Source organism: Leptothoe sp. LEGE 181152, from assembly GCF_032906605.1.
In the GTDB taxonomy this organism is placed as follows: Bacteria; Cyanobacteriota; Cyanobacteriia; order Phormidesmidales; family Phormidesmidaceae; genus Leptothoe; species Leptothoe turfae.
Genome location: NZ_JASATU010000042.1, coordinates 38,389 through 63,500 on the forward strand (window position 1 = coordinate 38,389; position 25,112 = coordinate 63,500).

At 45.7% G+C, this 25,112-nt stretch carries 16 protein-coding genes and 1 pseudogene; 9 read left to right on the top strand and 8 right to left on the bottom strand.

What is annotated here, in order from left to right:
- Positions 1-25 precede the first annotated feature (25 nt).
- Positions 26-3,034, bottom strand: coding sequence for a DUF3131 domain-containing protein (locus tag QGP82_RS21380; protein ID WP_499060949.1), 3,009 nt, complete (start codon positions 3,032-3,034; stop codon positions 26-28).
- A 685-nt stretch (positions 3,035-3,719) separates the two neighbouring features.
- On the opposite strand from QGP82_RS21380, the gene QGP82_RS21385 reads away from it, so the two are divergent.
- From QGP82_RS21385 to QGP82_RS21410, 6 genes are all read left to right on the top strand, one after another.
- On the top strand, positions 3,720-4,895 hold the full coding sequence (locus QGP82_RS21385; protein WP_163665187.1) for a PP2C family protein-serine/threonine phosphatase: 1,176 nt from the start codon (positions 3,720-3,722) through the stop codon (positions 4,893-4,895).
- A 111-nt stretch (positions 4,896-5,006) separates the two neighbouring features.
- The gene (locus QGP82_RS21390; protein WP_499060950.1) at positions 5,007-5,492 is read left to right on the top strand and encodes a hypothetical protein; all 486 of its coding nucleotides are present in this window, start codon (positions 5,007-5,009) and stop codon (positions 5,490-5,492) included.
- A 95-nt stretch (positions 5,493-5,587) separates the two neighbouring features.
- On the top strand, positions 5,588-6,013 hold the full coding sequence (locus QGP82_RS21395) for a pentapeptide repeat-containing protein (protein WP_163702152.1): 426 nt from the start codon (positions 5,588-5,590) through the stop codon (positions 6,011-6,013).
- A gap of 76 nt (positions 6,014-6,089) precedes the next feature.
- Positions 6,090-6,458, top strand: coding sequence for a PAS domain-containing protein (locus QGP82_RS21400; RefSeq protein ID WP_163665193.1), 369 nt, complete (start codon positions 6,090-6,092; stop codon positions 6,456-6,458).
- 49 nt (positions 6,459-6,507) lie between these two features.
- Positions 6,508-9,669, top strand: a complete 3,162-nt coding sequence (locus QGP82_RS21405) for a response regulator (protein ID WP_499060951.1) — start codon at positions 6,508-6,510, stop codon at positions 9,667-9,669.
- 125 nt (positions 9,670-9,794) lie between these two features.
- Positions 9,795-10,880 carry a diguanylate cyclase domain-containing protein gene (locus QGP82_RS21410; RefSeq protein ID WP_348917989.1) on the top strand — a complete coding sequence of 362 codons (1,086 nt, stop codon included), beginning with the start codon at positions 9,795-9,797 and terminating at the stop codon, positions 10,878-10,880.
- 159 nt (positions 10,881-11,039) lie between these two features.
- On the opposite strand, the gene QGP82_RS21415 is transcribed toward QGP82_RS21410, so the two are convergent.
- From QGP82_RS21415 to QGP82_RS21445, 7 genes are all read right to left on the bottom strand, one after another.
- Positions 11,040-11,660, bottom strand: a complete 621-nt coding sequence (locus QGP82_RS21415) for a chitin deacetylase family protein (protein WP_250564974.1) — start codon at positions 11,658-11,660, stop codon at positions 11,040-11,042.
- A 229-nt stretch (positions 11,661-11,889) separates the two neighbouring features.
- Positions 11,890-12,165: a MoaD/ThiS family protein gene (locus QGP82_RS21420; RefSeq protein ID WP_006519047.1), complete on the bottom strand. Its 276-nt coding sequence runs from the start codon at positions 12,163-12,165 to the stop codon at positions 11,890-11,892.
- A 105-nt stretch (positions 12,166-12,270) separates the two neighbouring features.
- On the bottom strand, positions 12,271-13,581 hold the full coding sequence (gene thrC / locus QGP82_RS21425) for a threonine synthase (protein ID WP_163665201.1): 1,311 nt from the start codon (positions 13,579-13,581) through the stop codon (positions 12,271-12,273).
- A 191-nt stretch (positions 13,582-13,772) separates the two neighbouring features.
- A complete protein-coding gene (locus QGP82_RS21430) occupies positions 13,773-15,428 on the bottom strand; it encodes a helicase HerA domain-containing protein (protein WP_163665203.1) in 1,656 nt (551 codons plus the stop codon).
- 195 nt (positions 15,429-15,623) lie between these two features.
- Positions 15,624-16,157, bottom strand: a complete 534-nt coding sequence (locus tag QGP82_RS21435; protein WP_163665205.1) for a hypothetical protein — start codon at positions 16,155-16,157, stop codon at positions 15,624-15,626.
- Positions 16,158-16,336: 179 nt separating this feature from the next.
- Positions 16,337-19,381 (bottom strand): phosphoenolpyruvate carboxylase, encoded by a 3,045-nt coding sequence (ppc, locus tag QGP82_RS21440; RefSeq protein WP_163665207.1) that lies wholly within the window; start codon positions 19,379-19,381, stop codon positions 16,337-16,339.
- Between the two features lie 117 nt (positions 19,382-19,498).
- On the bottom strand, positions 19,499-19,729 hold the full coding sequence (locus tag QGP82_RS21445; protein WP_250565939.1) for a hypothetical protein: 231 nt from the start codon (positions 19,727-19,729) through the stop codon (positions 19,499-19,501).
- A 413-nt stretch (positions 19,730-20,142) separates the two neighbouring features.
- On the opposite strand from QGP82_RS21445, the gene QGP82_RS21450 reads away from it, so the two are divergent.
- From QGP82_RS21450 to QGP82_RS21460, 3 genes and pseudogenes are all read left to right on the top strand, one after another.
- The gene (locus QGP82_RS21450) at positions 20,143-23,202 is read left to right on the top strand and encodes an SGNH/GDSL hydrolase family protein (RefSeq protein ID WP_163665209.1); all 3,060 of its coding nucleotides are present in this window, start codon (positions 20,143-20,145) and stop codon (positions 23,200-23,202) included.
- Positions 23,203-23,232: 30 nt separating this feature from the next.
- Positions 23,233-24,687 (top strand): MBOAT family O-acyltransferase, encoded by a 1,455-nt coding sequence (locus tag QGP82_RS21455; protein WP_163665211.1) that lies wholly within the window; start codon positions 23,233-23,235, stop codon positions 24,685-24,687.
- Between the two features lie 301 nt (positions 24,688-24,988).
- A pseudogene (locus QGP82_RS21460) lies at positions 24,989-25,112 on the top strand (photosystem II q(b) protein); the annotation flags it as partial.

The window sequence follows — 25,112 nt, forward strand, 5'->3', positions numbered from 1 at the left end:
CTGTCCAAAGGAAAAATTGAGCTACCTAACTCAGATGACTCAGAAAGTGAGGGCGCTTTTTTTTTTCCTCAAGCGGCAGAGCAAGAGGAACTTCTCTTGTCAGGTCTCCAGGCAACAGGGCTACATCTACCTCTGTATCTTTAGCAATCCAGTATGCTCCTTGCTCATTAATCACCATTTCAATCGCTGGTCGAGATCTTTCGGGAAGACCTAGCCCCAGCTCATCTCCATTACGAATTGCATCCCACCACGGAGAGTCCATATCGTCATGGGGATAGATGAGAGGTTGCTGTTGAGTATTTTTATGGAGTAAGGCTTGGAGAATTAGACTATTAGTGGAGCCGGTAAACCCAATGGCTCTGCGACCACCGCTCTCGTAAAAGCCTTCATAATAGCCTAATTGCTGATTATATAAGTCTAGCGTTGCTAGCCATAGCTCTCGACCATAGTCACTATTAGGAAAGAGTGTGTGATAGGCAAAGGCTACAGCTGTGCTAACCACACGAGAGTGTGGAATGACTTCACCTTGATCATCTACAGCAACCCAATCGCGACCATCGGACACAAGCGTACTGTGCACCACATAAGGAGCCTGATTGACTAATGTGGTTCCTGAAGCACTAAAGGTCCTTGTCCGTTTATAGCGGCTAGCTTCAGCCTGATAAATGGCTTCTACTAGAGAACTGATTTGGGGGTCAAACCCAAATTCTAGACCGTATAAGATAAATGGTGTACTGGTGGTATTTAACAGTTCATTTCGGCGGCGTTGTTCTGGTTGAGACCGATTGGTGGGAACCGCTTGTTCCTCTAGTTTAGTGGTGACATAATTGCCGCCCACCGCTGAGCGAGAAGCATCAAATCCCCACAATTGAAAAGCACGGGCGGCATATTCTTCATAGCCGAGAATTTCAGCTGGTTTAACTCGGATGCGATCTCGTCCTCGATCATCCTGAGCTAAACGGGCATTAGCAATGCGACCATTTCTAACTACCCGCAGATAAGACCAGTCCAGAGCTAACTGATCTACAACATCAGTATATTCAGGATGGCAAGTTTTAAGGGTATGCAGCGAAGCCAACAGTCGGCCAATGTCTAAACCTGACCAACCATTCCCTTGAGGCAGAGAATTACCACCATAGTCAATGGGTTCCAGAGTCAGGGTGCTATAGGAACGATGGGGCAGTTCTCCCGCAAACAGTTCAATTTCTTGCAGAGCCCCTAGCAAATGCCGAACCCGTTCATCAAACTTCTTTGCATTAATCACATCCATAGCTCGAGCCGCATGGAGTGAAGCTAGGTAGTCCCCTACACCCCAAAGTGTTACACCATCCAGGTCACTGCGATCAGGCACTAACCCTGAAGGGGCGTGATTAGCTTCAAAATACTGCCAGGCTGTTTTGGCATAGCGCATATCCGTAATATTTAAAGGAGACACCACGGATGAACACGCTGATGAGCGAGGTTTTTCTACGGGGGCAATAGCCGCAACCGTTATTCCTGCAGGGGAAGTTGGCGGTGGTGGGGCGGCTGACTCAGTCGGTGGCGGTGGGGCAGGATTACTGGCTACTTCAGTTGGTGCAGCTGGTGCTGATTCAGGAGGAGGTGCGGCTGGTGCTGATTCAGAAGGAGGAGGCTCGGAATTACTGGCTGTTTCAGGTGGTGGTGGTAAATCTCCCGTATTTTCTCCCGCTGGAACGGTTGGCACCGAAACAGGTGCACTGCCGCTCGCCAACATCGGTACATGACCTCGAGCTTTGTAGTAAAGGATCTCCAAAATTAGTCCATTACTATTCCCTGTCAAAATATCGTTAATAGGGGGCTGAGCATCGTATAGTCCCGATTCATAAATACCCGCATAGTAACCCCGACCGGAGTTAGTTGTATCCTTCACATGGTCGAAAATTTTGTGGGCATAGGGGTCATCAGGGTAGACGTAACGCCATCCAAACGCAGACTTGGCACTTAAGGTACGTAGTTCGGGATGTAGTTCGTTATTCTCGGTAATAACGGCCCAGGGCACACCATTGGAGTAAACCGTACTATAGAGAAAGTAGGGTGCCTGATTGATATTGTCTTCAGAAACAGCCGTTAACAGGCCCGTATCTTCAAAGCGACGCTTCTGAGCTTCGAAAACTCTACGGGCATAATCCGCTTGATCCCCTTCCAAACCAAATTCAATCGCATCCAGGATATAGGATTCACTTACAACATAGTTGTTGGCATTCGTTGTTTGGAAATCCCTGGTATCGTGCGGGATTTGTAAACCATAAATATCTACAAAGTCAAACGGGTCATAGGCTATGGCTTGAGGAGCATCAAATCCCCACAGTGCATAACCTCTGGCTGCATACTCCTCATATCCTAAGCGCCCTTCCTGTACAAGCAGCGTGCTGTCGTCCGGAAGGACTGCAGCTCCATAAAGCATGCCGTCTCTAACAGAAGCAGCAATATTCCAGCTGGAAAGAATGCCAGCCATCCACTCAGAATATTGGGGATGACACGTACGTAGGATGTGAAATGCTGCTAAGAGGCGGCCAATATCTAAGGCTGACCAACCAATACCTCGTTCTAAAGGATTGTTACCATAATCTACCATCTCCCCTGTAGCACTGTTATAGACCTTGTTTGGTAGCGTATCTTCAAATAGACGCAACTCTCCTAAGCTGGTAAGAAATTTATTTAATCGGCTATCAAACTCTGCTTGTTCAATTAACCCCATCCATCTGGCCGCATTCATGGCCGCCAAATAATTGCCTAAATCCCACAATGTTCCTGATGGATACCCACCAGCAGAATTAGACAGTCCACTAGATTCTTGAACATTGTCCACAAAATAATTCCAAGCCGATTGGGCATAACCCATTTCCTCTGGAGTTAGTGGCTGAGTAATGGCAGCACATTGCTCTGGACCATTTTGAGCTACAACAGGAGAGATGTGGAAAATAGAGATCCACAGAGAAATAAATACTCCTACGAGCCAATAGGCAATAAATTTGATCCAGAATCGATGACGAGATAATAATAGTATTAACACTTCTATGGGAGCAACTTACATGGACGTAGGATACAGATTAAAACTAGCTTAATGTATGAGTTGATTAATGCTCTAACAAAGAGAACAACTATGTTTATGCGAGGCCAGAATAGCGTTATGCACTTCAGGAACAAAAATGTTAGTTTAAAAACTAAAGCCAGAGAGATAGTTAATACAACGTCTATGCACTATAAAATATTAGCTAATTCATTTTGATTCCTAAATAAGAAATCAAGAATGGATAAACTCTCTCCCTAAGCATTTTCCTACAGATATGGTCAAAGATGTTTTAGTAATCGAACTAGTTTCGGGAGATAAACGTCTACTGACATACTCCAGAGTAATGATTAACCCTAACGCCGTTGCAATGCCTCCAACCACTGTCACCACAACCCAAATAGTTGGGGGGCCTATAAAATCATCTTTATTAATCATATAAGCTAACTCGTTACAATTCTCGAGCAATAGACTGGCAATAAACTTACACTTGATCACAGCAGACAGAGTGGGGCAGTTTCTAAGTTAGCTTTTGAATTTGCTATATATGATCGGTGATTATAACTATTTCTAAGATAGAATAGCGCGTCTTGTTTTGTTCTTAAATTTCATGGGTATATCTAAAGTAGCGTCTACAAAACCTGCAAATAAGAGTATTCCAAGCTTTGTGTGAGGCCAGCAAATATAGATGGAAAATAGTGCTTCTACAATTCTATTAATAGATGACGATTTATTTTCGCGTAAATTACTACAGGCAATGTTGCAAAAGGTAGGTTGCCAAGTTATAGAGGCTGATAGTGGTGAGAAGGGCCTGGAACTCTATCAGAAAATTTCTCCTGCATTAATCCTCTTAGATGCCAAGATGCCTGGCATGGACGGATTTGATTGTTGTCGAAAAATCCGTCAACTCCCTGAGGGAGAATATATTCCAATTCTGATGGTGACTGGGCTAGAGGACCAAAAATCAGTGGAGGAGGCATTTGCAGCTGGTGCCACTGACTATGTGACTAAACCTGTTCAAATGCCTATTTTATCAGGACGGGTGCGTTATTTACTTAAGGCCTGGCAGGCTGAGAAAGAAGTTCGGGAAAGCAATGAACGATTTCGACTCGAGTTGAGTCGAGCAGCTGAATATGTAGAAGCCTTGCTCCCTAAGACCGACGATTCACAAAAAATAAGGGAGAATATTCAGGCCAATATTCAGGTCAATGTTCAGTATAAACCGTCGAATACTCTGGGGGGTGATGCGTTTGACTATACCTGGTTAGATGATGAACATCTAATGTTCCATCTATTAGATGTGGCGGGGCATGGAGTAAAATCTGCACTATTATCAGTCTCTATTCTGAATATTTTACGAAAACAAACATTACAAGGCGCTGATTTTTTCAAGCCTGAAACGGTTTTGTTCGCTTTGAATGATGTTTTTCAAGTTAGTGACAATGGTGAAGATTATTTCACCTTTTGGTATGGGGTTTATAACGTTTCCACGCGGGAATTATCATTTGCTTCTGCTGGCCATCCTCCTGCTGTATTGGCTATGCCTGAGAGTGGTGATTATAAGACCTGTTATTTAGATAGTGATGGCATTGCTATTGGATTATTACCTGACTTTCCTTTTGATGTAAGGAAATTTGAAATCCCTGTTGGCAGTAGCCTTTATCTTTTTAGTGACGGAGTCTATGAGATTCCTGTGGGAGACAACCATGAAATTTGGGGGTTAGATGCTTGGGCAGATGTGCTAAGAGAGTATAAGGGAACTAACTCTTCTAACCTTCAACCTTTGCTAGATAAAGTTTGTTATGTCAATGGTGGAGCCAATCTAGAAGATGATTTTTCAGTCCTAGAAGTATGCTTTCCATGAAAATTCGGTAGATAATGTACATTCAATTATTTTCATAACTGAAGTGAATCCGCATATTCAAAGAGCATACTTGCCTTTTTAATGATCGACTTACTTTCCAAGGAATTATGTATGCAGTATGATGCTCTTCGCTCAGGAGAGGTTTTTAATGAGGTTGCGATCGCTAAGTGCAGCGGTTTTCAAATAGCCATTCCTTCAAAGACTCAGATAGTTCCTCGAAAAATCTTCTCCACTTGGGTCCCTCTACCCAAACGGGTTTACCATTCTAAGGGAGGGATAATTTGGGGTGGACAGCTAAGCTTTTCCCTGTCAGATCTTAGAATTCAAAGTCTTTTCGAAAAGTCTTCTGTTTTCCCAAAATTGAATCGTTTAGCAATAGGCATCCCCATTTCTTTTGAAATTCGAAGCGTAAAACCTTTGCCCAAAGCTATCTGTAGGCAGGCGACGTTAAATTGTCGAATACCTGGAAAAGAAAATATTTACTACAGTGTATTCCGAGAAGTTACTCCTAAATTTGTTACAATCTTTCTCTGTCATAAGATCATGCATTTAACTGATCAAATAGGCTTTACTTCAATGTTAGGAGAGGGGGAATAAAGTCATAAATCCCTTGCTACTTCAATACTCAGGAAGTAATGGTGCAAAAATCACATGTAAGTAATCAAAGATAGCAAATAATTTATTGACTTTTCATGAAAATAAGACTAACTATTCATGAGTTATTGGAGGGTTATAGGGTAGGGAAAAGAGACTTTCAATACGTTGACCTGAGCGATGTGATTCTCAGCTGGTCTGATTTGAGTAATATAGATTTAAGCGGCGCTAACCTATCTATTTCTATTATTGAAGGGATTTGTTTAGAGAATGCTAGATTGCATCAAGCCAATTTGAGTCGCTCAGATATTACAGCTGCCACTCTTTGCGGTGCTGATCTCAGTCAAGCAAATCTCTATAAAGCAGATCTACGGGGTGCAGATTTAACGGGGGCGAACTTGAGTCATGCAGATTTACGTGGTGCAGATTTAACAGGAGCCAACCTTAAAAACGCCAATTTTTTGAAGAGCAATCTTACCCATGCTCGATTCCGAAAATCAGAGTTGAATGAAGCATTTTTGTAACGATAATTTTATTTAATGCACTCTCGACCCAAAAATACAGCAAAGTCAAAACACCGTCAACATAAGGAAAATGACAATGACTACCGTCGTTAGACCCCATACTATTGAAGAACTTAAAGCAATTAATGAAGTACCGATTGTAATTGCCAATAGTCAAGGTTTAATCACTTATATTAATGACTGTTTTGAAAGGGTTTTAGAATGGTCCCAGGATGATGTCATAGGAGAACTGATTACTATGATTCTTCCTAGTAGCTTTAGAGACTCTCATAACCTGGCCTTTTCACGATTTCAAGCATCTGAAAAGGCTAATGTTTTGAACCATCCCCTGGAGTTAATGACTATTACCAAAAGTCAACAGGAAATTATGACTGAGCACTACATCATTGCAGAGAAAATCGAGGATGATTGGTTGTTTGGAGCCATGCTGACTCCCCTCAATTAGTAAGGATAGAGAGAGTTTCCCCACTTTAGAATAAATAGAGGTCCCCTAAATGTCTGTAGAGGCTGATCCCAAGGCATTAGCAAGCCAGTTGCATACACTGCGTAAAACCTTGGGTAAGATGGAGGTGGCTTTAGATGCAGTAACTGATGCTATCGTCTGGACAGATGAGCGGGGACGTATACAGTGGTGCAATGCTTTATTTGAAAAACTAGTTCAAAAGAAGCAGCTAATGCTGCTGAGTAAAAATCTAATTGACGTACTACCCTTATCCCAGGGTAATCAGGTATTAACAGTTTTTGAGCATCCAGGAAGTTTAGCCCTGTCACAACAATGTCAGGGGACTAATTTTTACGATTTCGATCACAATAGCACGTTACGAATTCTTGAGATTTCTTGGGCCTCCATTCAGTTTGAAGATTCGCATTCCATGAGTGCCGTACTGGCAATTCGTGACGTTACTGAAAAGAAACAAGCAGAAACAGAGCTTGAAAAATATCGAGAACAGCTGGAATCATTAGTTGAGCAGCGAACGGTTGAGTTAAGTAACGTTAACGAACATCTACAAGCGGAATTGCTAGAGCGCCAGCGAGTTGAACAACTTTTAGTTAAAAGCGAAGCCGCAATTCGTGCTCTTTATGAAGTAACGGCATCCCCTAAAGTAGATTTTAGTCAAACAATTGAGGAGTTACTCAATTTTGGCTGTGAACAATTTAATTTGCCAATCGGCGTTTTATCTAGGATCCAGGACGAGCAGTATGAAGTCTACCTAGCCCGACTACCGAACCGAAAATCTGTTCAAGGAGTACTTTTAAATCTTGAGAATACCTATTGCCAGGATGTGATTGCCAGTAATAAAACCCTCTGTATTCTTGCGGCAGGCAACACATCTTGGGCAAATAGTGCCTGTTACCAAAGCTTAAAGTTAGAAACTTACTTTGGCACCCCTGTCTTGGTTGATGGCCAGGTTTATGGCACCCTTAATTTTTCGAGCCAGGTAAAGCGGGACGGAGCCTTTAGTGCTCTTGATAAAGAACTTCTGTTACTTATGGCCCAATGGGTTGGACGAGAAATAGAACGTCAGCAAGCTGCAATTATTCTCGCTAAGGCAAGGGATGATGCGCTGGCAGCTACTAAGACTAAAAGTGAATTTCTGGCAACGATGAGTCATGAAATTCGTACGCCTATGAATGCCGTTATCGGTATGACCAGCCTTTTACTAGATACAGCATTAACAGATGAGCAGCGTAATTTTGTGACTACCGTTCGTAATAGTGGTAATGCATTATTAACGCTGATCAACGACATACTGGACTTCTCTAAAATTGAATCTGGTCACCTGGAACTTGAAGCTCATCCATTTGATTTACGAGCATGTATCGAAGAAGCGTTTGATCTAATTGCTGCAAAAGCGTCTGAAAAACAATTAGAGTTAGCCTTCAATATTGATTCAGCAATTTCTAATACGTTTGTGGGAGATGTTACCCGCCTCCGTCAGGTTTTGGTCAATCTTTTAGGAAATGCGGTTAAGTTCACACACCAAGGAGAGATTTCCATTTCCGTGACTAATTGGAAATCCTCATCACCAGCTGAGCCAGGATCACAATCGCTAGCTGAAACTCACCAGAGTCTCTGCTTTGCAGTTAAAGATACAGGGATTGGTATTCCTACCCAAAGAATAGCACGGTTATTTAAGGCCTTTAGTCAGGTGGATTCGTCTACTACACGTAAGTATGGTGGTACAGGTCTGGGCTTAGCTATTTGCAAGCAGTTAACCGAAATGATGGGAGGTAAGATTTGGGTTGAGAGTCAAGCAGATCAAGGTAGTACATTCTTTTTCACGATTACATTACAGACCACAGTAGAAAAAAGTAGCCGAACGAGAATATCGCCTTCATCTCAATTGGTTGGTAAACGATTGCTAATTGTTGATGATAATGCTACTAATCGACAGATTTTAGAAAAGCAAACCCAGTCTTGGGGCATGCTAACTCGGACAACTTGCTCAGGAGCAGAAGCTTTAAAGTGTTTTGAAAGAGGCGAGGTATTTGATTTAGCTATTTTGGACATGCAAATGCCTGAAATGGATGGGATGACCCTTGCTCAAGAAATCCATGATCTTCCAGACCAAAAATCATTGCCTTTGATGATGCTCACCTCGGTAGGGAAGTATCAAATCTCTCAAGTAGATATTGAGAAGCATTTTGTAGCATTCTTAAATAAGCCAATAAAGCAATCTCAACTGTTGGAGAATTTAGTTAGACTTTGTGTAGGTAAGTTCGTCAAATTTGAACAGCCTAAAAAATTAGTAACAACAATTGATCACCATCTTGCTGAAAAGCATCCGCTGCAAATTTTACTGGCTGAAGATAATGGTGTCAATCAACAACTGGCGACACAATTGCTCAAAAAAATGGGCTACCGAGCAGATGTTGTAGGTAATGGATTGGAGGCAATTAATGCTTTGGAGCGCCAATCCTATGATGTGATCTTAATGGATTTACAAATGCCTGACATGGATGGCTTAACAGCAACACAAAAGATTTGTGAGCAGTGGTCTGCTGTCAATAGGCCTTGGATTATTGCAGTTACTGCAAATGCTATGCAAGGTGATCGTGAGGCTTGTCTTAAAGCTGGGATGGACGATTATATTAGTAAGCCTATTCAGATTGAAGAGCTAGTGGCAGCATTACAGCGAGTGCCCTCTCGCAAAGCTCAAGAGAGCCGTAAAGAACAACCAGCATCAATACAGATTACGGCCAAAGATCAAGAGCAAAAAGATATTCAGATGCCTGCTCATGGAATAGAAGCACCTTTTGTAAACGAGGATATACAAACAGCAAAATCACCTGTAGATCGGCATCAACTGTGTCATTTAATATCTATGATGGGAGGAGAAATAAACGTCTTTAAGCAATTAGTTGACACCTATATCAGTGAGTCTCCTGAGCTTATTCAACAGATGGATCAAGCGTCTATACAGAAGGATGCTGCTGCCCTAGAACATAGCGCTCATACTTTGAAATCAAGTAGTCACGCTCTAGGTGCAATTGAATTGTCTAACTTGTGTGCGCGACTAGAGAAAATGGGACGTGAAAAGAAAATAGATAATGCAACAAATTTGTTGGAAGACTTACATGACGAGTATCATAAAATAGAAACTATCTTAACAAAAGATGTGGATGAATTGATTTTGTGCTGTGATATCAATTAAATCAATATCAGACATGTTCTTTCCATTGATTAGAAAATACTAGTTTTCTAGAATATTTTTCAGTGTTTTTATTAAGATGGGGAATTTTAATTGTAAGTTATCTAATTTGATCTAAAAAAATTACTGTGGTTGCAACCACAGTAACACCCAAAAATATGGACACAGTCTTCGATATAGCTCCTTCATCAGAGCATGTTCCATTAATTTTAATTGTGGACGACGATGTCGTTTCAAATTTTATGCTTTCTGAGATTTTGCACAAAGACGGTTATCGGACTGTAGTTGTTGAAGATGGTCAAGCTGCTTTATCTGCATGTCAACAAGAATTGCCAGATATTATTTTAATGGATGCCATTATGCCTGTCATGAATGGCTTTGACTGTTGTCGGTCACTACATATAGTGTATGGTGACAATTGTCCTCCTACACTTATGATTACGGGTTTAAATGATACTGAGTCAGTGGAACAGGCTTATAAGGTAGGAGCAGTAGATTATGTAACAAAACCGTTTCACTGGGCTGTGCTTCGCGGTCGTGTCCGTCAGGCAATTAGTGCACATCTAGCTCACCAAAAGCTCAAACAGTCATTGGCAAAAGAAAGATTACTTTTGCAAGAGCTTAAGCTTGCTAATCAGCAACTTCATCGTCTTGCCTCTCTTGATGGTCTGACAAATATTGCTAATCGTCGTGTATTTAATGAAAGACTTGAGAACGAGTGGAAGAGACTATGTCGAGAGCAAGCACCACTAGGGCTTATTTTAATTGATGTTGACTGCTTTAAAGCCTATAACGACACGTATGGGCATCTAAATGGGGATAAGTGCTTACGTCAAGTTGCTAATATAATTCATACCTGTGCCCGTCGTCCTGCCGACATAGCAGCCCGTTATGGAGGAGAAGAATTTGCTTTAATTTTACCTAATACGAATCTTGAAGGTGTTATGCATGTTTGTAAATCAGTACAGCAAAGGCTTCATGAACTATCTATTCCTCATACTTCATCTGTAGCAGAATCTATAGTTACTGTTAGTATTGGTGCAGTATCTATTGTGCCAACCCATGCTAACTCACCTCAAATTTTAATTGATTGGGCTGATCAAGCATTATATACGGCTAAAAATAATGGTCGAAACTGCATTGTGTCTGCTTCCAACCCTACAGCAGTAGTCCCATTTCAAAAAAATAGGACTTATGAGGAAAGGGGAAGATAAACATCTTTAAACACTTACAAGCAAGCTTAATGGGCTTTAACTGGAACGAATTGAAGTCTGAGATTAGCTTATTTTCTAGATCATGAACTTGTTAGCCCAGGTAGTTTATGTTTATCCAAAGGTCATTTAAATATCCTTGTGTCTGTAATGCTTTTCTAATTAATCATAGGTTTTAAGTTCTGTTAGAGTGACAACTCGGTAGCCTCGCTGCTGAATTTTGGGTAATAGTTTATCTAATATCTGAGCTGTGCGCTCTCCCCGATTTTTAGGACCGTCATGGAGTACCAATATGTCGCCTGGGTCAAGATTATTCAACACAAACCATTGAGCAAACTGTATTGAAGGTAAGTGGGTGTCGTAGGGAAAAAGAGATCCTAAAACTAATTGATAGCCTTGTTTTTCAATGAAATCGAGCATGCGGTTATTATACCAACCCATACCAGGACGAAACCAACTGATGTTGCCATAGGGGGATAATGTCTGGTCAGCCCTCAAAAACTTTGTCTCAAAGTCTGTTGGTGAGAGTCGAATGCTGGATTCATCAGTCGTCATGTGATTACCTAGTTCATGCCCCTTTGCAATAATTTCCTGGAGAAGTGCTTCATTACTGGGTAGTTCATTACTCAACATAAAAAATGTTGCCTGTACTTCATGGCGCTCTAGTACTTGTAAGATTGCTGCAGTGGTCTCAGCCTGGGGACCATCATCAATCGTCAGGGCAATTACCGGTTCTTCCGTACTGACAAAAAATAGTGCTCCTGGTCTGATTTGGGACACCATCTGAAATATCCATTGGGGTTGCCTTAGACAGAGATAGGCAAGGAATACCCCCCCTATACTAACCAAGCTCAGGATAATCTTTTGCCAACGCTTCATGGTGAAATTCTATAAAAAAAGGTGCTGCGGGCACTCTGTCATCGACGCCCTAAGCAACACCTAGTAAAAATCGAAAATATTGTTAGCGTCTCTAGACTAGTAGCACTACCAATATTATTAAGATTGAAGCTTTTTAGCCCCCTGCAACAGCAGGTACAATACTTACTTCGTCACCGTCTTTAAGGGCTGTTTCTTTGCCATCTAAGAAACGAATATCTTCGCTGTTAACGTAGAAATTAACGAAGCGACGCAGTTCACCACTATCGTCACACAGACGACCTTTAATGCCAGGAAACTTACTTTCTAAAGAGTCCAATAAGGCAACAATGTTGTCGCCACCGATATCAACAGTGGCTTCGTTATTAGTGAATTTTTGCAGTGGAGTGGGAATGAGAACTTTAACAGCCATGAAAACAACAACTCAAAAAATAAAACAGAAATCAGTTTAACAGGGGAGTGTAATGATTTGTTGCATGTAGGGGCGTTGCATGTAACGCCCCTACATGCATCTTGTCTAAACTTGGGTTTGCTGCCAATCTAAACGGTTTAGCGTATTTGCCCGCTCCCAAGCACGCTCAAAGCTGTCTAGCTTAGGATCGATAAACAAGGGCTCACCGGCAGAACCGCTAACGGCTTCCTGAGTCTTGAGACCATTACCAGTAATGTAAGCAACGGTGCGCTCATCAGAATTAATCTTGCCGGCTTCCGCTAACTTTTTGAGGACGGCAATTGTTGTACCACCAGCAGTTTCAGTGAAGATACCCTCAGTTTCAGCAAGGAGCTTCATCCCTTCAACGATTTCAGCATCGGTAACATCTTCAATATTGCCGTTGGTCTTCTTAGCAATCTCTAGGGCGTAGATACCGTCAGCAGGATTACCAATGGCAATGGACTTAGCGATAGTGTTGGGCTTAACAGGGGTGATAAAGTCACGACCTTCTTTGAAGGCTTGGGAAATAGGAGAGCAACCCTCAGCCTGAGCACCGCTAAAGCGAACGTGCTTCTCTTCAACTAAACCAGTTTTCACTAGCTCATTAAACCCCTTATAAATCTTGCCATAAAGAGAACCAGAAGCTAAGGGCGCAACAATATGATCGGGCAGTTCCCAACCCAATTGCTCAGCTACTTCAAAGCCTAGGGTTTTAGAGCCTTCAGAATAGTAAGGACGTAGGTTGATATTTACAAAGCCCCAACCGTGAGTGTTGGCCACTTCCGAACAGAGGCGGTTGACCTGGTCGTAGTTGCCATGAACGGCCATGACTGTGGGGTCATAAATCAGTGTGCCTAGTACCTTGCCAGCCTCAAGATCAGAAGGGATAAATACGCAGCAGTCTAAGCCCGCATGGGCAGCAATGGCCGCAGTAGAGTTGGCCAGGTTACCCGTACTTGCACAGGAGACAGTGGTGAAGCCAAGCTCACGGGCGCGGGTCAGGGCCACAGAAACGACCCGATCCTTAAAGCTCAGGGTGGGCATGTTGACCGCATCGTTCTTGATGTAAAGCTCTTTTAGACCCAGGCGACGAGCCAGACGATTGGCCTTGAGCAGAGGCGTCATACCAGTACCCACATCAATGGGATTATCGCTGGCAACGGGCAAAAATGCTTTGTAGCGCCAAATGGAGTTAGGACCTGCTGCAATACTTTCGCGACTGACCTGACGACGAATTGCATCGTAGTCGTAGGTGACTTCCAAGGGGCCAAAGCACTCTTCACATACGTGCTTAGCTGCGGGCTCATAGGTGGTACCGCACTCTTTGCACTTGAGATTGGTAAATGTGGCGGATTGGAGTGTCTGAGTGAGTGGACGGTCGATGGCCTGGGTCATGGGACTTATTGATGTATGACAGATTAATTTGAAAGTATCACGGTGCTGAAAACAGCGTCAAACAATCCCGACTATTTTAGTCGGGTATTTTTAAAGTCAATTAAACCAATGCTTTTGGCCGAACACTTGGACAGATCGGTAAAAGTCTATGGATAAAAAGTTGATTTTTCTATGGTTGCGATCGCTGCACGCTAAAATCCCAAATCGGCCCTGGCCATTTCAGCAGCTTTAAAGACTTGCTCATCAGGCAGTTCATCCCAGGCCGTGGCACCGATCTCAGCATAGAAACTGGCATCATAGGGGCGTGTCCTGACTACCACGGGCATGGGAACGGCATGACCTAATAGGAGAGCTTGCTGTTTAGAGTCGAGTTTGGCCAGCACTGATCGGAGATTCTGACCACCGGAAACACCGGTAAAAATGGCGTCAATGTCTTTCTCATCGTTGAGCAGTGCGGTGATGCGAGTACCAATTTGTGACATTACCTCGTTGTCGATGCCAGACGGACGCTGATCGACCACTAACAAAGTGACAAAGTACTTCCTCATCTCTCGGGCAATGGTGCCAAAGATAGTTTGTTTAGCAGTGGCTGGGTCGAGGAAGCGATGGGCTTCTTCAATGGTGATAACCAACTGAGTGGGGCGATCGCTGGGGTTTTTAGTTTGTAAAAAGCGCTCGGCTTTGCGCACGTAGCTAGCGTGAATGCGGCGAGCAATCACATTAGTGGCCAACATGTAAGAGAGCATATTGGACTGGGAGCCAAACTCTACAACCACGTGTTTGCCAGCATCCAGGGTATCCAAAATCTGTTTTACATAGTTGTGGGGGCAGGTGTTGCGGATATATTTCAGCTCGGTCAGCCGTGTCAGCTTTCGCTGTAGCGCCATGATTGATGATTTGCTACCCATTTTGACTTCGCAAAATTCCTGAATCTCTTCGTTACTCATGGTGAGTAAGCGGTTAATCCAAGACTTGCCAAATTCATTGCGCAGAATGATGGCATTTTCTAAACTAGCTTCCGATAGATTCAGCTCACGGCCAATTAGAGCTAAATCTTCCACATCAATCTGGTCAAAGCTGATGTATAGCTCCTGGGCATCGCGCACGCCGCGGCGTTTGGTTGCTTCTGGGTCTAGAGTAAAGATTTGCACATGACCTGGAAACAACTGGCGCAGCCCCTTGACGGTGCTGAAGTTAGCCCCCTCACTAACAGCTTCCCAGCCATATTCCGAGTGCATATCAAAAATGAGATTGACAGCAGCGCGCTGTTTGATAATGCCTGAGAGCAATAGTCGGGTGAGAAAAGACTTGCCAGTACCTGATTTACCAAAAATGCCGTTACTGCGCTCTACAAAGCGATTTAGATCGATACAGATGGGGACATCCATGTCGATGGGTTGACCAATGGCAAAATTGCGTCGATGGGGATCATCTTCCCAACCAAAGACAGAGCGAAAGTCTCGTTCGCTGGCATCGTAAGCCTGGCTAAAGTGCCCTGGAATGGTTTTAACGGGCAACAGTTGGGTGTTGTCCACCGTATCTCCATCGTCTTCTGGAGTGAACATCAACATGGGGGCCAGGTCAATGGTGCCGTAGGTGCCGCCACCTGCGAGGACTTCTTGTAGGAACAGTTCGGTAGGGTGGGGGGGATTGGCCAGGATGCGTTGACTGGCGGTGCCCAGGGAGACGTCAGTGAGCATGCAGAAAAATCGAGATCGCACCCCCTGCACCACTAAAAACTTGCCCACCCGCATATCCTCCACACTCACATCAGCATGGAGACGCACTTCCAGCCCCTGACTCAGGGAGCCTTGAATAACTGAACCTAAAGGCGTTTCGTTGTTCATGCCAGGATTGACGTGGGTGGCCACTGCCCATCCTAGCTTGAGAATCGTATTTTAATACATGCGTTCTACGAAAAAATGTCTCTAAACAACAACGAGCAGCTTTGCCTACACAGCACGCTGCTCGCTATTGGGTATTCCTCCCTGCCTTCAGATATCTAACGAAGTACCAGGCGCTTAGCTATACTTCGATAGCTGCTAGTTGCCAAAATTCCAACCCACACCAGCTTGAACGGCTGTAGCTGTGCCACCGCCATCATCAAAGGCATCAAAGGCGAAAATCGCGTTACCAAAGACAACAAGATTACTGCCAGGCACTGCAAAGTCTATACCCGGCTGCAACACAAAGGCTGTTTCATCTCCTACCGGCGAGGCATCATCGCCAGTGGGTATGGATACCCCTGCGCCCAAATATACATCGGTTTGAAAACTCACTGGAAAGTCGTAGGACACCGTTGGCACCAGTGCCAGATCGCCATTTAGCAAAAACGCTTGAGCTCGAAGAGAAATCGGAACTGCTAACAGCTTATAGCGCCCCGAAATAACCAGCCCCAAGCCATCACCATCGCCGTCGTCATCATCGTTTAAGCCTAGGGTACCACCAGCACCCACGTAGCTACCGTAGGCTGCTTGGGCCTGAACCGGTTTTACATCCAACGCAGCCAACAGTGCTGCTGTGACCACAGTAGCTAAACCCAAACGCCCCAGCATAGTTTTAAGCAGGCTGATCATCGTTACTCACTCCTTAAACAATGTCCCTAACAATTTCTGAAGACTGTTTTTTGAAGACTGCGCCTGGTTAGCCCAAAACAGGGTCTAACCTGTAATTAGCAGGATTATGCCTACAGACAAAATATGAGAGCGCCACAAAGTTAACCCGTTGTTGGGAAAATGTCAAAGGTTTTTTTGACTTAGCCCGTATTCCGCATGCCAGCAGCGATGCCATTAATGGTTAACATTGCTCCACGTAGCAGTTCACCTCGGCTGTAGCGTGACTGAATGACACCGGTTGCCAGAGCCGCAGCGTCACGATGCTGTCGCAAACGCTTCAGAAGTGAAACCTGTAAGAAACCGAGTGGGACAATCGTGCCGTTGCGCAGCTGGACTGAACGCTGTAGGTTAGGATCGCCGTCTAACAAAGCCTGATTATCAGTGACCTGTAAGACCATTTGGGTGGTCAGATAAAATTCTTGAGCAATCTGATCAAATACTGCTTGGAAGCTATCTTGCCGTTCCCCTGCGCCCAGTTCATTGACATAATGCTGGGCAATTTGTAGGTCCACCTTGGCCAAGGTCATTTCCACCTTGGAAATAGCCATTTTAAAGAAAGGCCATTTGGTGTAGAACGAGCGCAACAGTTTGATATTCTCTTCGGGAGCCTCGCCAATGAACTCCTCTAGAGCTGTGCCAACGCCATACCAGGAGGGCAATAGGAAGCGAGCCTGGGTCCAACTAAATACCCAAGGAATCGCCCGTAGACTGGGTAAATCCTTCTTGCCGCCACGACGAGATGGACGAGAACTAATTTGCAACTGGCTAATTTCTTGAATCGGGGTGACATGGTGGAAAAATTCCACCAGCTCAGCATCTTCGTAGATCAGGGCGCGATAGTGCTGTCTGGAGCGTACGGCCAGCTTTTCCATAATTTCTTGCCAAGGGGCAATTTCATCGAAGCTATTGCTCAACAGACTGGCCTGCACCACAGCAGTAGTGACTGTTTCCAAATTATACAGGGCTAAATCCTTAAGGTTATATTTCGACGCTAAAACCTCTCCTTGCTCTGTAATTTTGATACGGCCATTAATACTACGACCAGGCTGAGCCAAAATTGCTTCATAGGCCGGGCCGCCACCACGGCCCACTGAGCCACCGCGACCGTGGAAAATTCTGAGGGAAACCCCGTACTTCTCAGTAACTTTCTGCAAAGACTGTTGCGCTTTATGGATTTCCCAATTGCTACTGAGGAAACCAGAGTCTTTATTGCTGTCAGAATAGCCCAGCATGACTTCTTGCAAAGCCACTTCTGAGGAGTTGTCTGCTGTGTAGCCTCCTTGCAACATCGATAGGTACAGGGGAAGTTCAAACAGCTCTTCCATAACCGCTGTGGAACGGCGCAGGTCGGCTACGGTCTCAAATAATGGAACAATGTGCAGATTGCCGACACCGGTGGCTGGGTCGTATAGTCCTGCTTCTTTACCGAGTAGCAAGACTTCTAAAATATCGCTGGCATGGTCGCTCATGCTAATCACGTAGCTGCGACAGATGTCCTGGCCAAACTCCTGGTGTAGTTTGCGCACCATATGGAAGGTGGCAATGGTTTCTCTTGCCTTTTCTGAAATTGGCAGCTCGGTGGGGATTAGTGGACGTCGCGTACTGAGTTCTGCGGTCAACCACTCAACTTTTTCAGTTTCAGAAAGGTCATTGTAGAGCTTGGGCAGTTGCAAGTACTCGGTAATTTCGTGAATTGTGTCCGAGTGGCGGGTGCTTTCTTGGCGCATATCCAGTTGAGCCAAACTGAAGCCGTAGATTTCCACCTGACTCAGTAACATATCCAATTCTCGACATACGAGACCCGTATCTTTCAAGCTCTTATGGATGAGTTTCAGCTCTGCTAAAAATGCTTCTCCAGATTCATATAAGGTGCCTGGAGAAACAACTACGTCTTCTTCCTGTAGATAATCGCCGTTGTAGAGCTTTTTGCTACGTACATGGGTGTTTGCTAAGCGTTTTTCAACGTAGGCCAGCTTGAGTCGATAGGGCTCCTGGCGATAGCGAATTGCAAATTCCTCATAGACATCGGGCATTTGCAAGCGATCCTGCTCTAAGGACTCCAGCAGGTCGGGCAATACTTCGCTCCAATGGAGTGATGGGCTTAGTAAACCTGTAAGTTTTTGGATGGACGCCATGTATTTATCCAACACTAAGTTGCGTTGGTAACAGGCTGTTTTCCAGGTGACTTGGGGGGTGACTGAGGGGTTGCCATCGCGATCGCTACCTACCCAGGAGCCAAAGCGACAGAACCGATGGCGTGGCGGTTTCAGGCCTGGAAATGTCTTGGTTAGGGCTCGATTAAACCGCTGGTATAGTTCAGGGATGGCATCAAACAGCACAACATCAAAGTAGTGCAGGGTGAAGTCCACTTCGTCTAAAACCGATGGCTTAAACTGGTGCAATTCATCTGTTCGCCACCACAGTCGAATCTCTTCCGTCAGTTCTTCCTGTAGCTGAGTTATTTCCCAGGATGATGTTTGTTCACGGATGCCAGCCTGTTCTTCAGCCAAATCCAAACGGCGGAATATATTTGAAATACGCCGCTGTTTATCACGAATGGTATGACGAACAATTTCAGTGGGGTGAGCCGTAAATACCAAACGCACATCCAACTGATTGATCAGTTGTTGAATATGTCTAGGGGGAACATTTAGCTGGTTAAGAAGAGGAAACAGCCAGTGAAACGTGCCTGTGCCTTGCTGCTTTGGGGCACCTTTGCCGATGTCGGTACTGACTAAGTTTTGTAAGAACGTATCGTTGTTTTCAGTAGGATTTTGGGAATTACGGCTGGAACCATTACCGATGCCATCTACAAAGGTCCGGTAATGCTTCCGCTGATCCTGCTGTTCATAGTGTTGCTCAACAATGTTGATCAGCTGGAAGTAAAGAGCAAAGGCCCGAGCCATACGAATAGCGTCTTCCAGGCTTAGCTGTTCGATCAGCTGTAGAGCATTGGCATTATCCAGGGCCGGATCAGCCTGACCATCTGGAGTACACATGCGGCGAATATGTTTGAGTAAACTGACCAGGTCTGCACCGCATTCAGCCTCTAATACTGATTCCCAGATGCTTTCAACCGTGGTTAGTCGGTGCCTTAGAAACGCTTCGGATGCCTCTTCTAGAACAGAAAGGCTCTCGGATTTCTGAAGGGCCATATCATCTTGGTAGGAAACAGTTGGACTCATTCAACGTCTGCGGTAACGGCTGAGAGACAGAGATAACCCATGGTCACATCTCCGAGAAAATTGTAGAGGCTTTCGGACGTTCCAAAGCATCTTCTGCTCGGATGATCGACAAAATGTTTATAAAGGTCTGTGGGGGTCGGCATCTAGTACCGGTAGCTGAATGCCGCGAAATATCTCTTCACTGGCCATCCCAAACTGCATGAGCCAGTAGGTTAACGTGCGGCCCATGATCAGGAAGGCTAAAAAGGGTAAAGTCGCCAGAGCTAGGGCAATTTGAGGATTACTAACCAACGGCAACGGCAGGGGGGTGACTGTTTTTGGCGTGTATTTTTCACGAAAAGGTTGCATAAGTAAGAGGCTCGTAGTAAACGTATAGCAACTTTAGGGAATAAGATGGCCGATGCTGGCACATGGGTGTTAGCGGTTTATCTAAATCTTTCCTTAGGGAAAGGCCTATCTACAACCTAGCAGGTGCTGCTAATTCTAGATGCTGTTCTGCTTGTAATATTGCGAACTGTATCAAGACCCATAGTTCAAAGTTACTGTTCGTAGCGTATGTGTCTATGGACGACTTTGACGGAGAACGAGGGTTGGCCCGATGGGAGTTACGAAAGACTGGATTCATGAGGTTAGTTTTTCCCGTATCTGTGCTATCCCTAAGGTGCAACTTGGAGTTGCTACTTGACTAAACCTGCTTGGGAAATTACATTTTTGCGGTCGAAGCGTTTTGGTCGTCGAGCTGTTAGGGGATCTAAGGGGCTATGTTCAGTCACGTAAAATCTGATCAACCACCAACATTGGACCCCACGGTGTTACTGCCCTGGCTTGAAGATGTGGTCAATAATTCTGACTGTAGCTTGAAGATGAAGCTGAGGGGCAATATCCTGCATGTTTATGCCCAATCTGCTAAAGGCCTAGATCGAGAGTATGTTCTATTGCGACTGGTGCGATCGCTACTCGATCCAGACCGTAAAGCCGAGCTACTCAAAGATTTCCCTCAAATTTACCAACTCTATTTTTATAGTGGCCGTTCTGAAGAACAAAAACCCGATTGGTCAACACCCATTTATCTAAATCGTCTAGAGCGCCATTTAGAGCAGCTGGTGGAAACCAGTGCTGATCTTGAGGAAATGAAGCGCTCAACCGCCCATCTAACTTCGGGTATTGGGTACTTGGATGACGCCACCTCCGCCATTGTACTTTCCAATGCTAGCCTGGCCCGTAAGGGTGATCCGGATGCGATCGCACGCTACCTTAGTCAAACCCTGAGCGCCCTGGATGTAGGGGTAGATGTGGTGGTTAATGCTTTACCCGGTAAGGCGAAACGGGCCCAGGGTGTGATTACGGCCCATGCGGTGGCCGCTGACCCCCGCCGAGATTTAATCAACCGGCTGTGGATTTTGTGTCGAGCCGCCTACAGTCCTGACCCGGCCATGATTGCTGAACCTACGGCCCAGCGGTTACGGGATCTAAAACTGACCCAGTTTCAGGATGCTGTGATTTCGGTGCAGGTGTTGGGGGAAGATACCCCCGACTGGCGACTGCGGGTGGATCTGACGCCGGATGAGGAAATTCTAAAGGAATGGAGTCGCTGGGGTGATACGGAATCCATTACTCGCCTGCTAAATCAGGCGCTGGCTCCCCTGGATGTGAGTGTGCTGCCCGAGGTTAAGGATTCTACGCTGCATCTGGTGTGTCAACCGTTGGCAGTGGGGCAAACCGTTGCCAGCAGTGGAGAGGCTTCCTCCTCTGAAGAGGGCTCTGAAACGGAGATTATGGATGCGATCGCACCTCTGTTGGAGCAGCTTGCTCCCCAGGGAGTCGGTCGGGCCATCGTTTATGGACCAAGTCTGGACAGTGTGAATCCAGTATGGCTTAAGTGCCTGGACTTGCCAGCCAGCGAACATGCAGATCTGGCTGTTTCCACTCAGGAGCTAGCGCGACAAGGTGACTTACCAGCCATTGCCTACTGTCTGACCAAACAGCTCAATCCCGATTTAGACGAACAGCTATCGACGGGCGGCATCCGAGTGCAGTTGCTGCGACGGGAACGACGGCTACACATTATGATCGATGCGCCCACATGTCCGTTGCAGCGTCAGGTGGTGCCCCAACTCAAGCAGTATCTCCGTCAGCATCCAATTAAAGGACTGGTGGGTATCCGCATCTATGGTCGCCGCGCGGGGCAAAAGCGCCCAGATTGGAACTATGGATTTGATCGTCAGCCCAAGAAGCGTTTGGTGCCAGAAGCGGTTCCCGAATTTGCCGCTTCTGATGCATATTTAGGAGATCTAATTCAGCAGGATGAGACGGCGGATGGGGATGCTGCGGAGCAAAATTGGCCCAATCGCACCCTTGAGCACCTGCGATCGCTACTGATTAAAACTCAATTGTTTGCCTCCGCTGCCAATAATCCTGAAGAACCGTTGGTCGGCGCGCACTTACCCAGCAGACGAGGCATTGCCCTAGCCTGGGCCACATTGGGATTATTGCTGGCATTTCAAGCAGATTGGATCGCCGGTCAGTTATTTAAGGCGCGGTCGCTAGCCCTCCAAGCCCAGCAAACGACGACGGCAAAAATGCCTGAACGGAAGCCGCTCTCCACTTTTGAGGAAGAACTGGCTCAGCTGAATTGGGGTCAAAAGGATGGCGATGCCTCGATCAGTTTGGACGATGAGCTGCCAGGATTTGCCAGTTCGGCCATCAATGATAGCGACTTGTTAGGTAGCCCTCTCCAAACGACGGTTTCCATGACTGAAGTCCTGGAATCGTCTCCCTTTCCTTCATTTACGAGCCAACAGCTAAATGAAAAGTTAGCCCTATATGACTGGCGTGTGGCTAAAGAAGGGCCGCCGGATGTACTGATTTTTGGTAGCTCCCGTGCCCTGCGAGGGGTGGATCCGTCAGCGTTGAAGCGCGCCTTAGGGACCCTGGGCCATGACGATGTCAGCATATTTAACTTTGGAGTGAATGGGGCCACGGCTCAGATTGCTGATTTAGTGATCCGGCAGTTGCTGTCCAACTATCCCCTACCAAAGCTAATTATTTGGGCCGATGGAGCACGAGCGTTTAATAGCTCACGGGTGGATGTGACATTTAATGCGATCGCAACTTCAGAAGGATATCAGCAGCTGATCGCTGGTGAGTTGTTTCCTGAAAATAATGGTGAAGCCGCTGGTCCAAGCCTCAATCCCGCACAGCGTCTAAACCGCTTTTATGCCCGCACCGATGAGCAATTAAGCGATGCCCTGGGCCGCATATCTTCGGCCTACGGAGAACGTACTCAGTTGCAAAAGATTGCTGGCGTTAATCAAATCAACCCTAAGAACCTAGGACAACCGGCTGCCGTTAACCCAACTGAGACCGACTTAATTGATGTGGACGGCTTTTTGCCTTTAGCCATTCAGTTTAATCCGGCCACCTACTATTTAGCTCATCCACGGGTGGCAGGTACCTACGATGGTGACTACAAGGCTTTTCAAATGGAAGGTCCCCAGGTGAATGCCCTGCGACAGCTCGTTGCATACACCCGGTCCAAGGGGGTGGATATTGTCTTTGTCAACACACCCTTGACGGACGAGTATCTTGATCCTGCTCGTTTAGAAGTGGAAGGCCGCTTTCAACGCTACATGCTGCAGATTGCCGCCCAAGAATCAGGATTGCTATATCGCGATCTAGGCCAGCTATGGCCTCAGCGCTATGACTATTTTTCTGACCCTAGCCATTTAAACCGCTTTGGTGCCTATCAGCTCTCCAACCGCATAGCCCAAGATCCCATGATTCCCTGGCTGAAGCTGAAGTTGCCTGCTGAAGCTGAGTAACGCTCTACTAATCAATCCCTCCTTGCCACGATGACCCTGCCATCTATTACCTACGGTTTACTGATCCTTGGCACTAGTTTGATTTACTGGTTGTTGCCTGGTCGTGGCCTCAAGCTATGGCTGCTGCTGCTGGCTAGCTTGATATTTTATTCCTCACTGCAAGTCCAATATGTGCCGCTGCTGCTAGGGCTGGTATTGACCAACTATCTGATTGGTCGGCGTCTCAGTGCCCCCCTCGATTGGCGCATTCCCAATGAAGAGTGGCACTTTGCTCAACAGGACTGGGACCGCAAACGATTGATATTGCTGTGGGTTGGCATTAGTCTGAATGTATTGCTTTTGCTGGGGTTTAAATATTTTTTCCCGATGGTGGCAACTAGCAACCCCAGTTTGCAGCTGTTGATGCCCCTGGGTTTGAGTTTCTTTTGTTTTGAGTCCATTGCTTATCTGGTAGATATCTACCGTGGTGCTCCTGCAGCCAGTCACTTCATTGAGTTTGCTTCCTACAAACTGTTTTTCCCAAAGCTGATTGCTGGCCCAATTACTCGATTTCAGGGCTACATTAGCCAACTAAAACAGCCCCGTTTACCTAACCTGGAGCAAGGGGTAGAAGCAGGTTGGCTGATTGCTTCAGGTGCGGCAAAAAAAATGCTGCTGGCTGACCGCATTGGCCTTTTAGTCAACCTAAGTTTTGACAATCTAGAACGAGCCGGTAGTGGAGATATCTGGCTAGCGATTTTTGCCTATGGTCTACAGCTTTATCTCGACTTTAGTGGTTATGTTGATATTGCCCGAGGCAGCGCACTGTTATTTGGCATTCAGCTACCGCAAAACTTTGACTTCCCTTACTTCACCACCAGCATTGCTGAATTTTGGCGGCGTTGGCACATTACCCTGGGCGACTGGCTACGTAACTATCTTTACTTCCCCCTGGGGGGCTCCCGGAAAGGGTTAATGAGAACCTGCCTGAATCTGTTGTTTGTGATGCTGGTGGCTGGTATTTGGCACGGTGATCAGTGGGGCTTTTTGGTTTGGGGGGGGCTTCACGGCATGGCCCTGGTGATTCATCGACTTAATCAAACATTGGCGGATACGCGTCCGAGGCTGAAAGCATTTTGGGGTAGCTGGCTGGGTGTGATGGCAGCTTGGGCCATGACTCAATTGTTCGTATTTTTGAGCTGGGTACCCTTCCGTCTGCCAAATCTGGCGGATGTCGGACTGGTGGCCAATCGCTTTCTGAGTCAAGCTGGCGATGTCCAGTTTGCCCAAAAAGTCTACTTAGAATCCCTAGGTTTCAGCCGGGGTGGGGTGATTCTAATTCTGCTTGGTGTGGCCGGTATCATGGCCTTGCTTCACGGCTTTAAATATCGGCTTAAACTACAGATCAGCTGGCCCCTTAAACTCATGTTAATTCCAGCAGGGTTTTACTTGGCTTGGTTGCTAGCCCCTGATCAGGTCGTTCCTTATATCTATTTTGAGTTCTAAGCGTTGACGTTATAGCTTTGGAACTGGACATAGCTGAGCCGTAATCATGAGAGCCTCCATAACACTTCTCATGATTGAAGTGTTTGACTGTCTTGATAGCCAGCATTGGCCTTCGGTCAAACCTCTAGCCCTGCCTGATATTCGTGACCTCAGACAAGGGCAACGTGAAAACGAAAGCAACTGTTAAGGTGTATTGCGAAAATTAAAAACATGCGTTACATTTGTATACAAGCAAGCAAGGAATCTTATTTATCCCTTGTGAGCCATACATATCCGTACCTTCAAAACGCAATAATTTATCATGACAACTACTCTACAGCAGCGCTCTAGCGCTAATCTGTGGGATCAGTTTTGTGAGTGGGTTACTAGCACTGAGAACCGCCTCTATGTAGGTTGGTTTGGTGTGCTGATGATCCCCACACTAC